Annotated in this window: 14 protein-coding genes; 6 read left to right on the top strand and 8 right to left on the bottom strand. The window is 68.3% G+C overall.

The window, feature by feature from the left end:
• The first annotated feature begins 180 nt into the window (after nucleotides 1–180).
• The gene (gene rfbB / locus AB0N04_RS22480; protein ID WP_360217063.1) at nucleotides 181–1,161 is read left to right on the top strand and encodes a dTDP-glucose 4,6-dehydratase; all 981 of its coding nucleotides are present in this window, start codon (nucleotides 181–183) and stop codon (nucleotides 1,159–1,161) included.
• Nucleotides 1,158–2,540, top strand: a complete 1,383-nt coding sequence (locus tag AB0N04_RS22475) for an NDP-hexose 2,3-dehydratase family protein (RefSeq protein WP_360217066.1) — start codon at nucleotides 1,158–1,160, stop codon at nucleotides 2,538–2,540. Before rfbB ends, AB0N04_RS22475 begins: the two co-directional genes overlap by 4 nt.
• A 91-nt stretch (nucleotides 2,541–2,631) precedes the next feature.
• Here AB0N04_RS22475 and AB0N04_RS22470 read toward each other — a convergent pair whose 3' ends face one another.
• A complete protein-coding gene (locus AB0N04_RS22470) occupies nucleotides 2,632–3,111 on the bottom strand; it encodes a carboxymuconolactone decarboxylase family protein (RefSeq protein WP_360217069.1) in 480 nt (159 codons plus the stop codon).
• Between the two features lie 111 nt (nucleotides 3,112–3,222).
• On the bottom strand, nucleotides 3,223–3,966 hold the full coding sequence (locus AB0N04_RS22465; RefSeq protein WP_360217072.1) for a gamma-glutamyl-gamma-aminobutyrate hydrolase family protein: 744 nt from the start codon (nucleotides 3,964–3,966) through the stop codon (nucleotides 3,223–3,225).
• A 242-nt stretch (nucleotides 3,967–4,208) separates the two neighbouring features.
• Between AB0N04_RS22465 and AB0N04_RS22460 the strand changes: the two genes are divergently transcribed.
• The 3 genes from AB0N04_RS22460 (at nucleotide 4,209) to AB0N04_RS22450 (ending at nucleotide 7,311) form a co-directional block, all read left to right on the top strand.
• Nucleotides 4,209–5,135, top strand: a complete 927-nt coding sequence (locus AB0N04_RS22460; protein ID WP_360217075.1) for an ATP-binding cassette domain-containing protein — start codon at nucleotides 4,209–4,211, stop codon at nucleotides 5,133–5,135.
• Nucleotides 5,132–5,971 carry an ABC transporter permease gene (locus AB0N04_RS22455; RefSeq protein ID WP_360217078.1) on the top strand — a complete coding sequence of 280 codons (840 nt, stop codon included), beginning with the start codon at nucleotides 5,132–5,134 and terminating at the stop codon, nucleotides 5,969–5,971. Before AB0N04_RS22460 ends, AB0N04_RS22455 begins: the two co-directional genes overlap by 4 nt.
• A gap of 149 nt (nucleotides 5,972–6,120) precedes the next feature.
• Nucleotides 6,121–7,311 (top strand): ParB N-terminal domain-containing protein, encoded by a 1,191-nt coding sequence (locus tag AB0N04_RS22450; RefSeq protein WP_360217081.1) that lies wholly within the window; start codon nucleotides 6,121–6,123, stop codon nucleotides 7,309–7,311.
• 10 nt (nucleotides 7,312–7,321) lie between these two features.
• Here the strand turns inward: AB0N04_RS22450 and AB0N04_RS22445 are convergent, their stop codons facing one another.
• The 3 genes from AB0N04_RS22445 to AB0N04_RS22435 all read right to left on the bottom strand — a co-directional run bounded on the left by AB0N04_RS22445 (nucleotide 7,322) and on the right by AB0N04_RS22435 (nucleotide 11,126).
• On the bottom strand, nucleotides 7,322–8,182 hold the full coding sequence (locus AB0N04_RS22445) for an AraC family transcriptional regulator (protein ID WP_360217084.1): 861 nt from the start codon (nucleotides 8,180–8,182) through the stop codon (nucleotides 7,322–7,324).
• Between the two features lie 484 nt (nucleotides 8,183–8,666).
• Nucleotides 8,667–9,437 carry a PaeR7I family type II restriction endonuclease gene (locus tag AB0N04_RS22440; RefSeq protein ID WP_266270908.1) on the bottom strand — a complete coding sequence of 257 codons (771 nt, stop codon included), beginning with the start codon at nucleotides 9,435–9,437 and terminating at the stop codon, nucleotides 8,667–8,669.
• Between the two features lie 12 nt (nucleotides 9,438–9,449).
• Nucleotides 9,450–11,126 (bottom strand): Eco57I restriction-modification methylase domain-containing protein, encoded by a 1,677-nt coding sequence (locus tag AB0N04_RS22435; protein ID WP_363365127.1) that lies wholly within the window; start codon nucleotides 11,124–11,126, stop codon nucleotides 9,450–9,452.
• A 186-nt stretch (nucleotides 11,127–11,312) separates the two neighbouring features.
• On the opposite strand from AB0N04_RS22435, the gene AB0N04_RS22430 reads away from it, so the two are divergent.
• Complete coding sequence (locus tag AB0N04_RS22430) at nucleotides 11,313–12,701, top strand: Shedu anti-phage system protein SduA domain-containing protein (RefSeq protein WP_363365125.1); 1,389 nt, start codon at nucleotides 11,313–11,315, stop codon at nucleotides 12,699–12,701.
• A gap of 39 nt (nucleotides 12,702–12,740) precedes the next feature.
• On the opposite strand, the gene AB0N04_RS22425 is transcribed toward AB0N04_RS22430, so the two are convergent.
• The 3 genes from AB0N04_RS22425 to AB0N04_RS22415 all read right to left on the bottom strand — a co-directional run bounded on the left by AB0N04_RS22425 (nucleotide 12,741) and on the right by AB0N04_RS22415 (nucleotide 15,121).
• Nucleotides 12,741–13,208, bottom strand: a complete 468-nt coding sequence (locus AB0N04_RS22425; RefSeq protein WP_363365123.1) for an NUDIX domain-containing protein — start codon at nucleotides 13,206–13,208, stop codon at nucleotides 12,741–12,743.
• Nucleotides 13,209–13,300: 92 nt separating this feature from the next.
• Nucleotides 13,301–14,437, bottom strand: coding sequence for a hypothetical protein (locus AB0N04_RS22420; RefSeq protein WP_363365121.1), 1,137 nt, complete (start codon nucleotides 14,435–14,437; stop codon nucleotides 13,301–13,303).
• Nucleotides 14,438–14,446: 9 nt separating this feature from the next.
• On the bottom strand, nucleotides 14,447–15,121 hold the full coding sequence (locus AB0N04_RS22415; RefSeq protein WP_329885679.1) for a histidine phosphatase family protein: 675 nt from the start codon (nucleotides 15,119–15,121) through the stop codon (nucleotides 14,447–14,449).
• Nucleotides 15,122–15,130: the final 9 nt, after the last annotated feature.

Genomic DNA, 15,130 nt, shown 5'->3' with positions numbered 1-15,130 from the left:
GTGGTGGCGGGGGCCGTGGCCCCCGCCACCACCCCCTGCGGCGTTTTCGGCGGCTGAACGCAATTTGAAAGATGCCCGGAATCAGGCGATTCTTTAGCGTAATTGCACGGCATCCACCCCCCTCACCGAAAAGGGCAAGCACATGCTTCGATCGTGGAATTCCGACTGCGGCGTGGTCTCATGAAAATCCTCGTCACCGGCGGCGCCGGATTCATCGGCTCGCATTATGTACGGACCATGCTCGACGGGGGATACCCGGGTTACGAGGACGCGCACGTCACGGTGCTGGACGCGCTGACCTACGCGGGGAACCGCGACAACCTCCCGGCCTCCCACCCCCGGCTCACCTTCGTGCACGGGGACATCCTCGACCGCGGGCTGCTGCGCTCGGTGCTGGAGGGGCAGGACGCGGTGGTGCACTTCGCCGCCGAGAGCCACGTGGACCGTTCGATCGAGAGCGGCGCCGCGTTCGTCCGCACCAACGTCGAGGGGACCCAGGCCGTGCTCGAGGCCTGCCTGGCGCTCGGTGTCGAGCGGGTCGTGCACGTCTCGACCGACGAGGTCTACGGCTCGATCGACGAGGGGTTCTGGACGGAGGAGTCCCCCCTGCTGCCGAACTCCCCCTACGCCGCGTCCAAGGCCGCCTCCGACCTGATCGCGCTGGCCTACTTCCGCACCCACCGCCTGAACGTCTCGGTCACCCGCTGCTCCAACAACTACGGCCCCTACCAGCACCCCGAGAAGTTCATCCCGCTGTCCGTCACCAACCTGCTGGAAGGGCGCCCGATCCCGGTCTACGGGGACGGCGGCCAGATCCGCGAGTGGCTGCACGTGGACGACCACTGCCGCGCGGTGCACCGGGTGCTCACCGGCGGCCGGGCCGGCGAGGCCTACAACATCGGCTCCGGCACGGCCGTGCCGAACCTGACGCTGGCGCACCGGCTGGTCGAGCTGTGCGGGGCGTCCCCCGACCTCGTCCGGCACATCGCCGACCGCAAGGGCCACGACCGGCGGTACGCCCTCGACCAGACCAAGATCGAGCAGGAGCTCGGCCACCGGCCGCTCACCGCCTTCGACCGCGGCCTCGCGGAGACCGTCGCCTGGTACCGGGAGAACCCGCAGTGGTGGAAGCCGGTCAAGGAGAGCGGTGGTCGGTCGTGAGCACCCTGCTGATCCCGCGTTCCAGCGCCTCGGTCGCCGACCGGCTGGCCCGGTCCGCCGCCGCGGCCGAGGGCGTCCACATCGCGACGGCCGACGTCACCGGCTGGCTGGACCACCACCGGCGCAGCTGCGGCACGGAGATCCGCCGGATCCCGTTCGCCGAGCTCGACGCCTGGTCGTTCGCCCCGGAGACCGGCGACCTGCGGCACCGCAGCGGGAAGTTCTTCACCGTCGAGGGCCTGCACGTCGTCCGCCCGGAGGCCGAGTGGCAGCAGCCGATCATCGTGCAGCCGGAGATCGGCATCCTCGGCATCCTGGCCAAGGAGTTCGACGGCGTCCTGCACTTCCTGATGCAGGCGAAGATGGAGCCCGGCAACCCGAACCTGGTGCAGCTCTCCCCCACCGTGCAGGCCACCCGCAGCAACTACACCAAGGCGCACGGCGGGGCGGAGGTGCGCTACCTGGAGCACTTCCTCGACCCGGACCGGCGCCGGGTGCTCACCGACGTCCTGCAGTCCGAGCACGGCGCCTGGTTCTACCGCAAGCGCAACCGCAACATGATCGTCGAGGTGCACGGGGACGTGCCGGTCGCCGAGGACTTCCGCTGGCTGACGCTCGGCCAGATCGCGGCGCTGCTGCGGCTGGACAACGTGGTCAACATGGACGCGCGCACCGTGCTGGCGAGCGCCCCGATGGCGCCCCCCGAGCCTGGCGCGCTGTCCTCCGACGCCGACCTGCTGGCCTGGTTCACCGGTGAGCGGTCCCGGCAGGACGTCCACGTCCGCCGGGTGCCGCTGCGCGGGATCTCCGGGTGGCGGCGCGACGAGCACTCCGTCCACCGGGTCGACGAGCGGTTCTTCCGGGTGGTGGCGGTCTCCGTCGAGGGCGCCGGCCGCGAGGTCGCCGGCTGGACCCAGCCGATCATCGAACCGGTCGGCACCGGGGTCGTCGGGTTCGCCTACCGGGAGTTCGGCGGCGTCCCGCACGTCCTGGTGCACGCCCGGGTCGAGGGCGGCTTCCTCGACACCGTCGAGCTCGCGCCGACCGTGCAGTACGTCCCGGAGAACTACGCCCACCTGCCGGCCGGGCACCGGCCGCCGTTCCTGGACCTGTTCCTGAACGCCGCCCCGGACCGCGTCCGCTACTCGGCGGTCCACTCCGAGGAGGGCGGCCGGTTCCTCGACGCCGAGAGCCGCTACCTGGTCGTCGAGACGGACGAGGCCACGACGCCCACCCGGGCCCCGGCGGGGTACCAGTGGGTCACCCCGGGCCAGCTGAACGTGCTCACCGGGCACAGCCGCTACGTCAACGTGCAGGCGCGCAGCCTGCTCGCGGCGATCAACACCGGTGCCGTCGGCCGCGCCCCGCTGCCGCGCTGATCCTGCTGCCCGGCCGGGCGACCGGCCGGGCACACCAAGAGGCCCTGTTCGGTGGCGGAATCACCGGACAGGGCCTCTTGGGGTGGAGCGCTTACTTGGTGGTCGTGGCGAGCCGAGAGGTCATCGGGGTCCACTTCTTGGGGTTGATCCGCCAGTCCACCGGCTCCTGCTTGGTCACGACGTTGACGCGGTTCCAGAGGTTGACCAGGCCGATGTGCAGGACCACCGCACCGAGCTGCACCTCGTTCCAGTGCTTGGCGGCCTCGTTCCACACCTCGTCCGTCACCGGGTTCTCCCGGTCGGCGATGCGGGTGGCACCCTCGGCCAGCGCCAGCACCGAGCGCTCGGCGTCGGTGAAGCAGGTCTGCTCCCGCCAGGTCGCCACCAGGGGGAGGCGGAAGTCCTCCTCGCCGGCCTCCTCGAACTCGCGCTGCTTCACGGGGATCTGGACCTCGCGGCCGTTGATCTGGCTCACCCGCAGGTGGATGAGCACGAGGGTCTGCAACGGCACGCCGACATTGTTGACGGCCTTGACCAGCTCGCGCATGGGCGGCAGGACATCGGGAACCACCAGTGACGGGTTAGGCATCCGCGGCGACATCTGCAATTCTCCTTCGGATTGGGATCAGGAAACAGCTTGCCCTCAGGGCCGCCTTTTTCTCAAGTATCCGAATTTCGGCGGCTAGTTGTTTTTCGGGCGACCTGCGGCTCGTGCGAGTGCTTGATGGAGTCGTTTGTCGGCGGTGTGCCCGGATTCCCATTGCACACCGATCGCGAAGGGGTGGTCGGTGACCTCGACGACCTCGACGGTGCCGTCCTCCGCCCAGCCGGTGGCGGTGAGACCGGCACCGAGCCGGTGGACGGCCTGGTGGTGGTGGCAGGCCGTCTCCGGCTCATCCTCGTCGAGGACGCCGGCGATCCGGCTGCCCGGCTGGAGCTTCAACCGGTGCCGACCGAGCGTAAAGGACGGATCCGCCGGGCGGTGGCCCTCGTGGCCGGTGACCTCCGGCAGGTGCTGGTGCAGGCTGCCCCCGTGCAGCACGTTCAGCAGTTGCATGCCGCGGCAGATCGCCAGGACGGGCAACCCGGCGTCAAGTGCCGCTCTGACCAAGGCCAGTTCGACGCGATCGGCGTCCGGGGTCACCGCCCGGGTCACCGGGTGCGGGGCCTCACCGTACAGCGTCGGATCGAGATCGGGGCCGCCCGGGACGAGCAGGCCGTCGAGCCGGTCGACCACCTCCTCGACACCGGGCAGCAGCGGGAGCAGCAGCGGTGTGCAGCCCGCCCCGGCCAGGAAGGCCAGGTGCGCCTGGAGCGCGAGGCTGACGACCATGTCGGTGCCCTGGAGCGTGACCGGCGCCGTCCGGGCGCAGACCCCGATCACCGGCCGCCGGGCGGCGGCCGGATCACTCACGACTGAATTCATGACATCCTCATGGGTTCCGGGTTCAACTGAGGAAAACGAGCAGATGAAACGGCCGCTCGGGCCGGCCGTCACCGCCGTCAAAATTGCCACGCCGACGCGGCCGAGGCCATCGTGGGCGGCGGCCGCCGTTCACGGCGGAGCGGGCCGGCCCCTACTGAACGGATTCGGATTCCTGGTACCACAGGTGGGCGGGGCGGATTTATCCCCCGGAATCTCTCGCAGCCCCTTCAACCGAGGTGACCATGATCGAGGCCAAGAACCTCACGAAACGCTACGGCGACAAGACCGCGGTGAACGACCTGTCGTTCACCGTCGAGCCCGGCCGGGTCACCGGCTTCCTGGGCCCCAACGGCGCGGGCAAGTCCACCACGATGAGGCTGCTGCTGGGCCTGGACCGCGCCGACGCCGGCACGGCCACCGTGAACGGCGTGCCGTACCGCGAACTCGCCGCCCCCATGCGGGTGGTGGGCGCGCTCCTGGAGGCACGTGCGGTCCACACCGGGCGCAGCGCCTACGACCACCTGCTCTGCCTGGCCCAGACCCAGGGCTTCGGCAAGCGCCGGGTCGACCAGGTCATCGACCAGGTCGGCCTGGGCTCGGTGGCCCGCAAGCGGGCCGGCGGGTTCTCGCTCGGCATGGGGCAGCGGCTGGGCATCGCCGCCGCGCTGCTGGGCGACCCCGCCGCGCTGATCCTGGACGAACCGCTCAACGGCCTGGACCCCGAGGGCATCGTCTGGATCCGCAACCTGATGAAGTCGCTCGCGGCGGAGGGCCGCGCCGTCTTCGTCTCCAGCCACCTGATGAACGAGATGGCCGTGACCGCCGAGCACCTCATCGTGATCGGCCGGGGCCGGCTGGTCGCCGACTGCTCCACCGAGGAGTTCATCGAGCACAGCACCGAGCAGAGCGTGCTGGTGAAGACCCCCGACCGCGAGCGGCTCGCCGAGCTGCTGCGTTCCGAGGGCGCCACCGTCACCGACACCGACGAGGGCGACCTGGACGTCGTCGGGCTCGAGGCTCCGCGCATCGCCGAACTGGCCGCCGCCGGCGGCCTGGTCCTGCACGAGCTCTCGACCCGCCGCGGTTCGCTCGAGGACGCCTTCATGGAACTGACCAAGGACGCCGTCGAGTACGACGCCGGCGTGACCACCGCCGGAGGTGTGAAGTGACGACCGTGACCGCACCCGCCCCCGCGACCACCGTCACCGGCGGGGCCCGCGAACCGGGCTTCGCCGACCTGATGCTCTCCGAGTGGACCAAGATCCGCTCGGTCCGCTCGACCGTCTGGTCGCTCGTCATCCTGATCGTGCTGACCCTGATCGCCACCGTGCTGTTCATGCAGATGGGCGTCGCCAACTGGGACAAGAGCGACGCGGCCCAGCAGGCGGAGATGCGGCTCGACCCGACCGGCACCATCCTCGGGAGCGGCATCCTGCTCAGCCAGCTCGCGGTCTGCGTGCTGGGCGTGATGGTGATCGCCTCCGAGTACTCCACCGGAATGATCCGGGCCAGCCTCCTCGCGGTGCCCAAGCGGGTGCCGGTCCTGGTGGCCAAGGGCGCGGTCTTCGGCCTGGTGGTCCTGGTCGTCGGCGAACTGACCGCCTTCCTCTCGTTCTTCCTGGGCGCGCCGATCCTGAACGAGAAGGCGCCGGTCTCGATCGGCGACGAGGGCGTCCTGCGGGCCGTCTTCGGCTGCGGCCTGTATCTGTCCCTGCTCGGCCTGTTCGCGCTCGGGGTCGGCGCGATCATCCGGCACACCGCGGCGAGCATCACCGGCGTCATCGCCTTCGTCCTGGTGATCGCCCCGATGACCCGGATGCTGCCCGGTAGTGTGGGCAAGCACGTCCACGGCTACCTCCCCACCGAGGCGGGGTTCCTGATCACCCAGCAGCACTCCCGCGCCTCCGACGTCCTGGGGCCGTGGCAGGGCCTCGGGGTGCTCGCCCTCTGGACGGCCGCCGTGCTGGTCATCGCGGGTGTCCTGCTCCAGCGCAGGGACGCCTGACCAGGCCCTCCGCGTCCACCGCGGGTGTCCGCCGAACCGGCGGACGCCCGCGGTGTCGTGCTTCCAGGGAACGTCCACCTGCCCTCGACTGCCGCTGAAGAGCCGCTTGCGACGCTCGACGCAGCGGCAGCAGAGAGGGAGAGAACGGAATGGCTCAGAGCAACGGGCACGCCGTCCTGGTGACGAGTGCATTCAGCCCCGTCAGGACCGGCAACGCCGAATCATCGGCCCACACCGAATTCGATCTGAAGAACTTCGAGAAACTGCCGGCACGCGATGTCCCCATCACCGCGCTGTCGCCCGGAGTGTCCCTGCGCCAGGGCGGCACGGACGCCGCCCACATCCAACTCCTCATCGACGCGGCGGGTTCGGCCGAACTGCCGCCCATCCTCGTCCAGATGGACGGCTACCGCGTCATCGACGGGCTGCACCGGCTGGAGGCCGCCCGGCTGCGCGGCGACGACAGCATCAAGGTGCGCTTCCTCGACTGCTCGGACTCCGAGGCGCTCGTCATCGCCATGAAGGCGAACGGCTCGCACGGGCTGCCGCTGTCGAAGGCCGACCGGGTCTCCGGCGCCCAGCGGGTCCTGGGCTCCCACCCCGACTGGTCCGACCGGGCCATCGCCGGCATCACCGGGCTCAGCGCGAAGACGATCGCCTCGCTGCGCGACCAGTCGGCCGGGGGCGCGCAGCTGGGCGGCAAGCGGATCGGCCGGGACGGCCGGCGGCGCCCGGTGGACGCGGGCGAGGGGCGGCGCCGGGCGGCCGAGTACATCGCCGCCAACCCGAACGCGCCGCTGCGTCAGGTGGCCCGGGAGACCGACGTGTCGCTCGGCACGGTCCACGACGTGAGCGCCCGGCTGCGGCGCGGCGACAGCCCGGAGCGGGACGGACGCCAGACGGCCGCACGGCCGCAGGCCGTCCAGGCGGTGCAGCCCGTGCGGTCCGTGCAGGCCGTGCGGCCGGTCGACGGGGCGGTCCGGCCCGCCGGGGTCCCCGTGGGGGTCCCCGGCGGCGCCACCCGGGTGCCGCTGCGGGTGGCGCCGAGCGTCGACTCCGCCTCGACGCACCGCCGGAACCACACCGACGCGCCGCCCGCGTGGGCGACGGTGGCGGCCAAGATGGCCGGCGACCCCGCCATCCGCTACACCACCGGCGGCCGGGAGTTCCTCCGCTGGATGCAGCTCCACGCCACCGACCTCGACGAGGACTGGCGCGACCTGGTCGACGCGGTCCCGCCGCACTGGCGCGGCGTCATCGCCTCGATCGCCGAGCGGATCGGCCGGGAGTGGAGCCTGCTCGCGGAGCAGCTCAAGACCAACCAGGAAATGGTGCGGTGATCCCGCCCGGTCACGACCGCGCCGGCACCGGTGCCGCGGACGCCACCCGGAGGTGGCCCGCGGCCCGGTGCCGTTCGGCGCGCTCCGGGGCCGGCACCACGGAGGCGCACCCGGGGTGGGCCGTGACGTTCGCCGGCGGTTCGAGCTCCGGCAGCGCCAGCAGCACCGGCGGGTCGGACGGACGGCCCGGGCGCAGCCGCACCGCCGCACTGGTGACGGTGTCGGCGGTGACCGTCACCGGCCCCGGGCCGTGCCCGCCGAAGAGCGCGGTCCGCCGGGCCCTGGCGTCGGGCCCGACCCCGTCGGCCACCGCCACCGCGAGCAGGTGCCAGGTCCCCTCGGGGACGTCCGTCAGCGAGTAGCAGGACGGCCTACCGCTCGGCACGTCGATCACCGCCGCGGCGAGCGACGGGTGCTGGACGACCGGCGTGCGGAAGGCGCCCAGGAACACCCGGGCGTTCCCGTGGCCCTCCGGCAGGCTGATGGTGCCCGCGACCGTCCCGAATCCCGTCCACGTTCCCGGATCGGGCTCCGGAAGTCCCTCCCCCCCTCCGCGCGCCAGCCGGCGGTACCGGCTCGGCGACACCCCGACCCCGGCGGTGAAGGAGTTGGTGAAGGAACCGAGGCTGTTGTAGCCGACCGCGAAGGACACCTCGGTGATGCTCATCGAGGTGGTCGCGATGAGCCGCTTGGCCTCGTGGATGCGGATCGCGGCCAGGAACCTGCCGGGAGTGAGCCCGGTCTCCTCCTTGAAGAGCCGCGTGAAATAGAAGCGGCTGAGCAGGGCGCTTTCGGCGATCTCGGTGAGAGTAAGCGGATCGCCGTAACGCGCCCGAATGCACTCGATGGCCCTTTCTACTGCAGTATCCATATGTCACCTCACTACGTGTGAACCAAGCAGCAGAATGACTTTCGCACATCGCGCTCGACTCGAGTAGTGCCGGTGATCTGAACACATACGTTCACCGTCCGCAATGGCCTGGAACAACTGTGGACGAATATCCGAATCCGTGCTCCGCCCCTTTTCCTGAACACGTCCGGGGGTCTTGAAAAAGCCCGCGGTCCTCGAAAACGCCCGGGGCCTCGAACACGCGAAGGGCCGGCCGGGGCGACTCACCGGCGGCGGGAACGCAAGAGGCCCAGGTCATCACGTGGATGACCTGGGCCTTCACCGAGCCGCCTGCGGGATTCGAACCCGCGACCTACGCATTACGAGCCCGGGAGTGATCATGCTGGCTGGTGTCGCCGTAGGTCACTTGGTGATGAACCCGCAGGTCAGGACGCTGCACTGTGATCCGAGATCTTGCTCGAACCGGCACGTGCTGCCCCGTCCGCTCACGCATCGCTCACGCAAATCAGCCTTGGCCGAGGTCCCCGAACAGAGAACTATGGGGCCAATGTGGCTTCGGCAGTCCCAGCTCCTGCAGGTAACCGATCCGCGCGTTTATGGCAGCTGAGAAGTGCCTCCAGTCCAAGCTGGCAACCGGCTCGTTCGGCTTCGGGTCGGTCGCGGACGAGGTGACGTAGCAGACCGCGTCGTAGAGTTGTTCGGCCATCAACCGCTGGCAGAAGATGCCGAAGCGCTCCTGGTAGGACTTGCCGTGCCAGATGTCCTCCACCGGTAGAGCCCCCGCAGCCGGCTTCACCGGCCGCCTCGACCCGTCCTCGTCCTGCATGATGAAGAAGTAACCGAGCCAGGGCTTTTCCCCGGGGTAGAGGTCAGCCAGCGCCGCCCTTCGAAGGTCGACGGCGCTGCCGAGGGCTTCCTCCACCCGGTTGTTGTAGTTGTTGCCGAAGGACGGCCCGCCCAGGGCCTTCATCTCGAAGGCAGCAACCAGCGTGTTCTCGTAGGCGACGACGACGTCCCACTGCTTCTGGGGCCTGTAGTAGCCAGGGAGCTCCAGACGCTGGGACTTGGTGACCCGGATGCTCTCAGGCGGATAGCCCGCTTCGAGGAAGAACTTCGCCAGGAGGGCCGCAATGGAATCGAAGTGCTTGCCACCTCTGACGGAACCCGCAGTGCCGGCGCCGACCGCGGCCTTGATCGCCGACTGTTCGTTCTGGGCCTGTTTGACACCCCAGTACGCCGCGACGGCGTCCTCGAAGTCCTGGCGGCTGACCGTCAAGATCGGTTCCTCCTAATCGGGAAGCTCGGTAAGCCCGTAGACACGTAGTGCTGCCTCGGTGGCCGCCTTCACGTCCCGCTTGTCGAAGGCGTCCGCCAGCGCAGTCCGGTCCCCCTCAGCGATGGAGCCTGGGTCGGGCACGCGGATCTTGCGCAGGTACTGCGCCTGGAAGCGCAGCGTCCCCCCTCGCATCTTGACCGCGTACGCCTCCACGAACGCTTCAGCGACCTTCGATAGCAACAGGCCGCCGAGCACGCGCATGTCCCAGACGTCCGAGACGATGAAGTACAGGTTGTGGTGAGGGTACAGCCCTCCCTCATCCAGCACCGGATGGATCGTCAGTTTCATGTCCGGGAAGAAGAGTTTCGGCCTGGCCGTGAGGCGGTGGTCGACCTTGTCGATGGTCTTGTACCAGCGCTCTGGCTGCTTGACCGCGACGTACCGCTTCCGTAGGGCGCCGCTGTGCTGCCGGAAGTAGCTCGCGAGCTGCGGATAGTCGGCAAGGTCGACCAACTCGCCCTGCGAGTTCCACGGGTTGACGAGGTAGGAGCCATTCCAGTGGAGGGTGCCGCTGGTGGTGTCACGGACCATGGCCAGGGGCAGGAGCCGGTCCTTCTCGACGAGATCGGGTTCGTTGGTGATGAAGACCTTGTCAGCCCCGGTGGCGATACCGATGCCGACTCGGGTTCCGGTTGTCTCGTCCTCCAGCAGGCGGAATCGCTCGCTGAGGTCCTCAAGGACAGCGAGTCGCGCGGGTGAAGCTGCAGGCCAGGAGTCCTCGTCCGGGAACCAGTGGGGCATCCGGGCTGCTTGGTACGCCGCCTTCGTAGCTGGCTGCTGTTCGCCAGCTCCATACCAAGACAGGAACTCGCGAGCCTGGCTCTCCCCGAAGGCACGGGTTGTGTCAGCCGCGACTGCGGTGCCCTGCTTCTGGTTGGAGATGATCGTGATGGCCGGGTAGGCAGCGACCTGCTCATGGAAGGCGTCGACGTCGTGCATGACCAGAGCGAGATTCATGCTGAACTGGCGCGTGACCAGCTGGCGCAGCTTGCGCCCGTACTGGTTGCGCATCCAGCGGTCAGCACAGATGAAACCGAGCTGGCCCCCGGACCTCAGGCTGCGCAAAGCCATCTCGTAGAAGCCGATGTAGATGTCGGCTCGACCGCCCATCGTGCTACAGGCAGCCCGGTAGGCGTCCATCCGATCGTCCGGGACATCCTCAAGCCTGATGTACGGCGGATTCCCAACCACAAGGTCCACCTCGTGGCGTGGGCTCGCCTGCAGAAGGTAGTCGCCCTGCCTAACCCAGCCACCCGCGACCTGCCTCGCCTCCTCGCGTTCCCACCCGTCAGCATGCAGCAGCTCCTCGACGAGATCGCGGCTTTGCGCGACGTTCTTCTCCAACAGGTCGAACGCCTCAACCGCGTCTGCAGCATCAGTGATGGGCCGGCCGTGGCTACGGCACGATTCGGCGATCCGCGCTGCGATCGCGCCAAGGAACGCGCCCGCGCCGCATGCCGGCTCGACGACCCTCAGCTCGGCGAGGTCCTTGTCAGGCGTGTACCCAAGCAGGTCGAGGATGAGATCGACCACCCAGCGCCGCGTAAAGACCTCGCCATGCTCGACCGCCTCCACCGGCAGATCGGGCAGAGTCTGATGATCGAAGTCGAAGAGAGCCAGAGTTGCCACGTCTTGACCCTACAGGGGCGCCTACGGCGGCCCCGCGGACTCAACACGAAAGGGTGGAGATACACCGGCCGTCACCAAGCGGTTCCCTCGACCATGCCTCTCACCAGCCCCGATCACAACGGGCCCGTCGCTGTCAGACCAGAGCGATAGCTTTCGAGCAGCACCCGGACGACACAGGAGCGGAAGATGCTGGACTCGGTCGTAAACGCGGTAAAGGACGTCTGGCAAGCCAGGCGCCTGGACTCGGATCGAGCCGCTGCAGGCACCTACCCACCAAGTTCGGTGAGAGCGGGACACGCGTTCAAGCGAATCGAGCAGTCCATCATCGCCGATCTCGTGTCTCGGGGGGTTCCACCGGAATGGATCAAAAGCGGTCCGAGGCTCAGCCTCCCCAGCTTCTATGGGGGCATCAGTAGCGGCTGGGACCTGGTGATTTCCCGAGATGGATTCCCACTCGCAGCCATATACATCAAATCCCAAATGGGGCCATCCTACGGAAACAATTTCAGAAACCGAATCCAGGATGTCACCGAACAGGCGTTGGACGTCAGGCGACAGTACGAGAAATCGGACCTGAAGGAGCTCCAGCCGCATCTCGGTCTCTTCTTCATTCTCGAGGACGGCCCTGGCGCAAGAAGGCCCGTGAAGACCACACCAGCCGTGACCGGATTCCCATCAGAGGTAGATGGAATGTCCTACCGAGACCGGTTTACCGATGTCTTCGGACGACTGCTGAAGGACAGGGTCTATGACGGGATCTGTTACATCACCGCCAGCCCCGACGGCGATTCCTCCCCGGAAGAGCCGTGCTGGGATATGGGAATTGAAGCCTTCCTCTCGGAAATCGCCAGCAGAGTCTCCGCGCTGAGCTACGCCCAGGATCAGGGCGGTATGACCTCAGCCTCGTTCGGTGAGGCCTTGGCGCGTCGAGACGACATTGCCGACGTCATGTCCGGCTTCACCTCAACGCCAGCTGGCCTGGCAGCGGCCGAGATGGCAGTTGTCCGTCGACGCCGCATGCTGGTCGCGGAGCTTCGCGATCTCGCCCGCCAGTCAGAGGTCAATGAGACCGCCATGCACAAGGCCATGGAAGGCCACTACTGGCTATTCGGGGGCCAATACACCGGAGTGGCAGCGCGGCGCGATCTAATGAACTTGGACGAGCACGACTTCCCCCTGGTCTGCTCTGACGGAAGCCTGCACATTATTGAACTCAAGGGCCCCGAGGCCCGGCTCGTCCGCCGGGCAAGGGATAATCACCTGATCGTGACGAGCGCAGTTCATGAAGCGGTTAGCCAGTGCATGAATTACCTTCGCACGATTGACGAGATGGGCGCATCCCTCCGAACGCTGCACAGTAACGAGCTCGGCCTGAACTACGACTATCGACGCGCTCGCGGAACAGTCGTGATCGGATACCAGGATAGGTGCATTTCAGATCGCGCAACCAAGGAGCAAATCGACCAGACGATCCGCTCATACAACTCACACCTCAGTCGAATTCAAGTACTGACGTACGCAGATCTTCTCGACTCGGCCGAACGCGCTCTCAGCTTTGAAGAGACCTCCCTGTAGCCAGAATCACCTGAGTGACACCGGAAGAAGCGGCGTCGGTCAGCCGAGGTAGGGGTAGGTGCCAGCGAGGTAGTCGCCGATCTGCTGGCGCATGCTGGGGTGGATGTCGAACTGGTCGAGGTCGGCGGGCCGGACGAAGCGGACGCCGTCGGCCTCGTCGTTGATCGTGGGTTCGCCGCCGATAGGGCAGCCGATGTAGGTGTTCTCGTACTGCTGGCGGATCTCGCCGTCGGTGTAGGCGACGATGTGGTTGGGGTTGGTGTAGACACCGAGGAAGCCGGTGATCTCGGCTTCGATGCCGGTCTCCTCCAAGCACTCGCGCACGGCGCACTTGGCGGCAGTCTCGCCGATGTCCTGAGCTCCGCCGGGCAGAGCCCACTGGCCGGTGTCGCGGCGGCGCTGGAGCAGGATGGCACCGTGGTCGTCGACGACAAGCAGGTTGCTGGCGGGGATGAGGGTGTTCGCCTTCGGCGCGTTCGGGTCGTTGTAGTACTCCGTCCTGCCCACGGGCGGCGGTCCCCCTCCTGGTCTGGCGTCCAGGAGGGGCTCTCCCGGACAGCATTCATGCCGAGAGTAGACGGGCACCCCGGACCTGCTTGTCAGATCTCCGCAGCGGCGGCCGTTACTGTCGCGCGGGCAGCCATCACGTTGGCCACGGCCTGCTTGTTCGTGATCCATACGGTGTCACCGGCGGAGACCGAGCGCTGTACGACTTCGAGGACGGCTCCGTCGGCTGCAACGGGCTTGGCCAGGTGCGACCGCATGTAGTGCTTGAACAGCGAGGGCAGTTGGTCCGGGCTCGTCGCGGTCTTGGCCCTCAGGGAGAAGAGCGGGAGGAACCACTCTTCGAAACCGTCCTTGATCGCCTGGGTGGCGCGGTACGCCTCGTGCAGCGGCTGCAGGCTGGCCGTGTGGTCGTAGGGGAGGTGACCGTGTAGGGCGTACTGAAGGCGGGTGCCGCCGTGTTCGCGGAAGTGCTGGCCATGGGCGGCTATGTGGTTGGCCGCGTTCTCGGTGATGGTCATGACGGCCGTGTCCGCTTCGTGCCGGCGGGCTGCGGCGAGGACGGTGGCGTGGATGCCGACGCGCGGGTCGAGGACGAGGCCGTTGAGGCCGAGCGGCGAGAGGTCGATGCCGTGATCACGGGTTCGGGAGAGGATCAGCCGCTCGGCGACGTTGGCGGCGGTGTGCTGGAGGTGCTTGGGCTGCTGGCGGTGGCTGGCGTGGATGTCCGAGCGGTCGAGGACGGGGCGGTCCTTCGCGAGTTCGGCGACGAGGTGGAGGCCGGTGTGTTCTCGGGTGTCGGTGCTGCCGCAGGCGTTGCAGGGATGGCTGCCGGTGCCGGTCATGTGACCGCAGGCCCGGCACGAGGGTACGGTCTCGCGGCTGATGGTGAGGGTGCGGGCGCGGAGGTTGTTCTCGATCATCTCCAGGGCGAGGCCGGCGACCTCGGCGTCGGTGTCGGTCATGATGCCACCCACCGGGGACTGCCCGGGCGGGTACTTGTCGGCTATCAGGTCGGCCTCGAAGCGCTGGCGGGGGATCCTCGGGCCGTTGGCCTCACGGTGGCGGAGGTCCCCGGCGAGGGTGACGGTGTTCCACAGGTGGGGCGCCAGCGGTAAGCCGAGGATGGCGTTGAGGGCGGCGGCAAGCCGGATGCCTACGGCCTTGCCGGGCCGGGTGGCGAGGGTGAAGGGCCCGTTCTGGACGGGCCCGTTGAGGAACAGGTGTCGCACGGGCTCCTCCTAGATCGGCGGGATGGTCGTTCCCGTCCGGGTGAACCGGCCGTCTCGCAGTTCGTAATGGAGGATCGCGGCGTTGGGCATCTTGCCCTTCCGCTCCTCGGCGAGGATCTCGGGCAAGGTGCGGGCTTCGAGCAGGGATCGAAGGGCCACCGCGGCGGTCTGGTGGGTGAAGGCGACAACGGTCCGCGATTCCTGAAGTTCGGCCTGGGCGAGGGCGGCGAACTCGGCGGCCCGCTTGAGCACGCCCTCGGCGAGCGACTCTCCGCCGCCCGGCGCGGTCCAGATGTGCTTGCGCCGGCGGCGGTCCTCGGCGAGTGCGGGGTAGCTGTCGTAGAGCTCGCGCTTGGTCATGTAGGTGGCGTCGCCGTAGTGCTGCTCGTCCAGGAGCGCGGTCTGCCGGGGCCAACCATCGGGGAGGGTCGGCAGGGCGATCGCGGCGGTGTCGATCGCCCTGCGGTAGGTCGAGGTGTAGACGTGCAGGTCGGAGCTCGCGAGCTGCGGGAGGACCTCGGCGAGCCACTGGGCCTGCCGGAAGCCGCGCGGGGTCAGGCCGACGATGGTGCGGGAGATGGCATGGGCGGCGGCTCCGCTGTAGGGGCGGGGGTCCTGGTAGAAGCCGTTGTACTTGTCGGCGTTCTCGACGGACTCGGCGTGTCGGATGACGAGCAGGGGCAAGACGAGGCT

The organism is Kitasatospora sp. NPDC051702, from assembly GCF_040681575.1.
Taxonomy (GTDB): Bacteria; Actinomycetota; Actinomycetes; order Streptomycetales; family Streptomycetaceae; genus Kitasatospora.
This window is presented reverse-complemented; position numbering and strand designations above follow the sequence as displayed.

Bases quoted from the DNA above. Each gene is read 5' to 3' on its own strand.
- rfbB (WP_360217063.1), top strand. From the start codon at position 181: ATGAAAATCCTCGTCACCGGCGGCGCCGGATTCATCGGCTCGCATTAT.
- AB0N04_RS22465 (WP_360217072.1), bottom strand. From the start codon at position 3,966: ATGAATTCAGTCGTGAGTGATCCGGCCGCCGCCCGGCGGCCGGTGATC.
- AB0N04_RS22460 (WP_360217075.1), top strand. From the start codon at position 4,209: ATGATCGAGGCCAAGAACCTCACGAAACGCTACGGCGACAAGACCGCG.
- AB0N04_RS22450 (WP_360217081.1), top strand. From the start codon at position 6,121: ATGGCTCAGAGCAACGGGCACGCCGTCCTGGTGACGAGTGCATTCAGC.
- AB0N04_RS22445 (WP_360217084.1), bottom strand. From the start codon at position 8,182: ATGGATACTGCAGTAGAAAGGGCCATCGAGTGCATTCGGGCGCGTTAC.
- AB0N04_RS22430 (WP_363365125.1), top strand. From the start codon at position 11,313: ATGCTGGACTCGGTCGTAAACGCGGTAAAGGACGTCTGGCAAGCCAGG.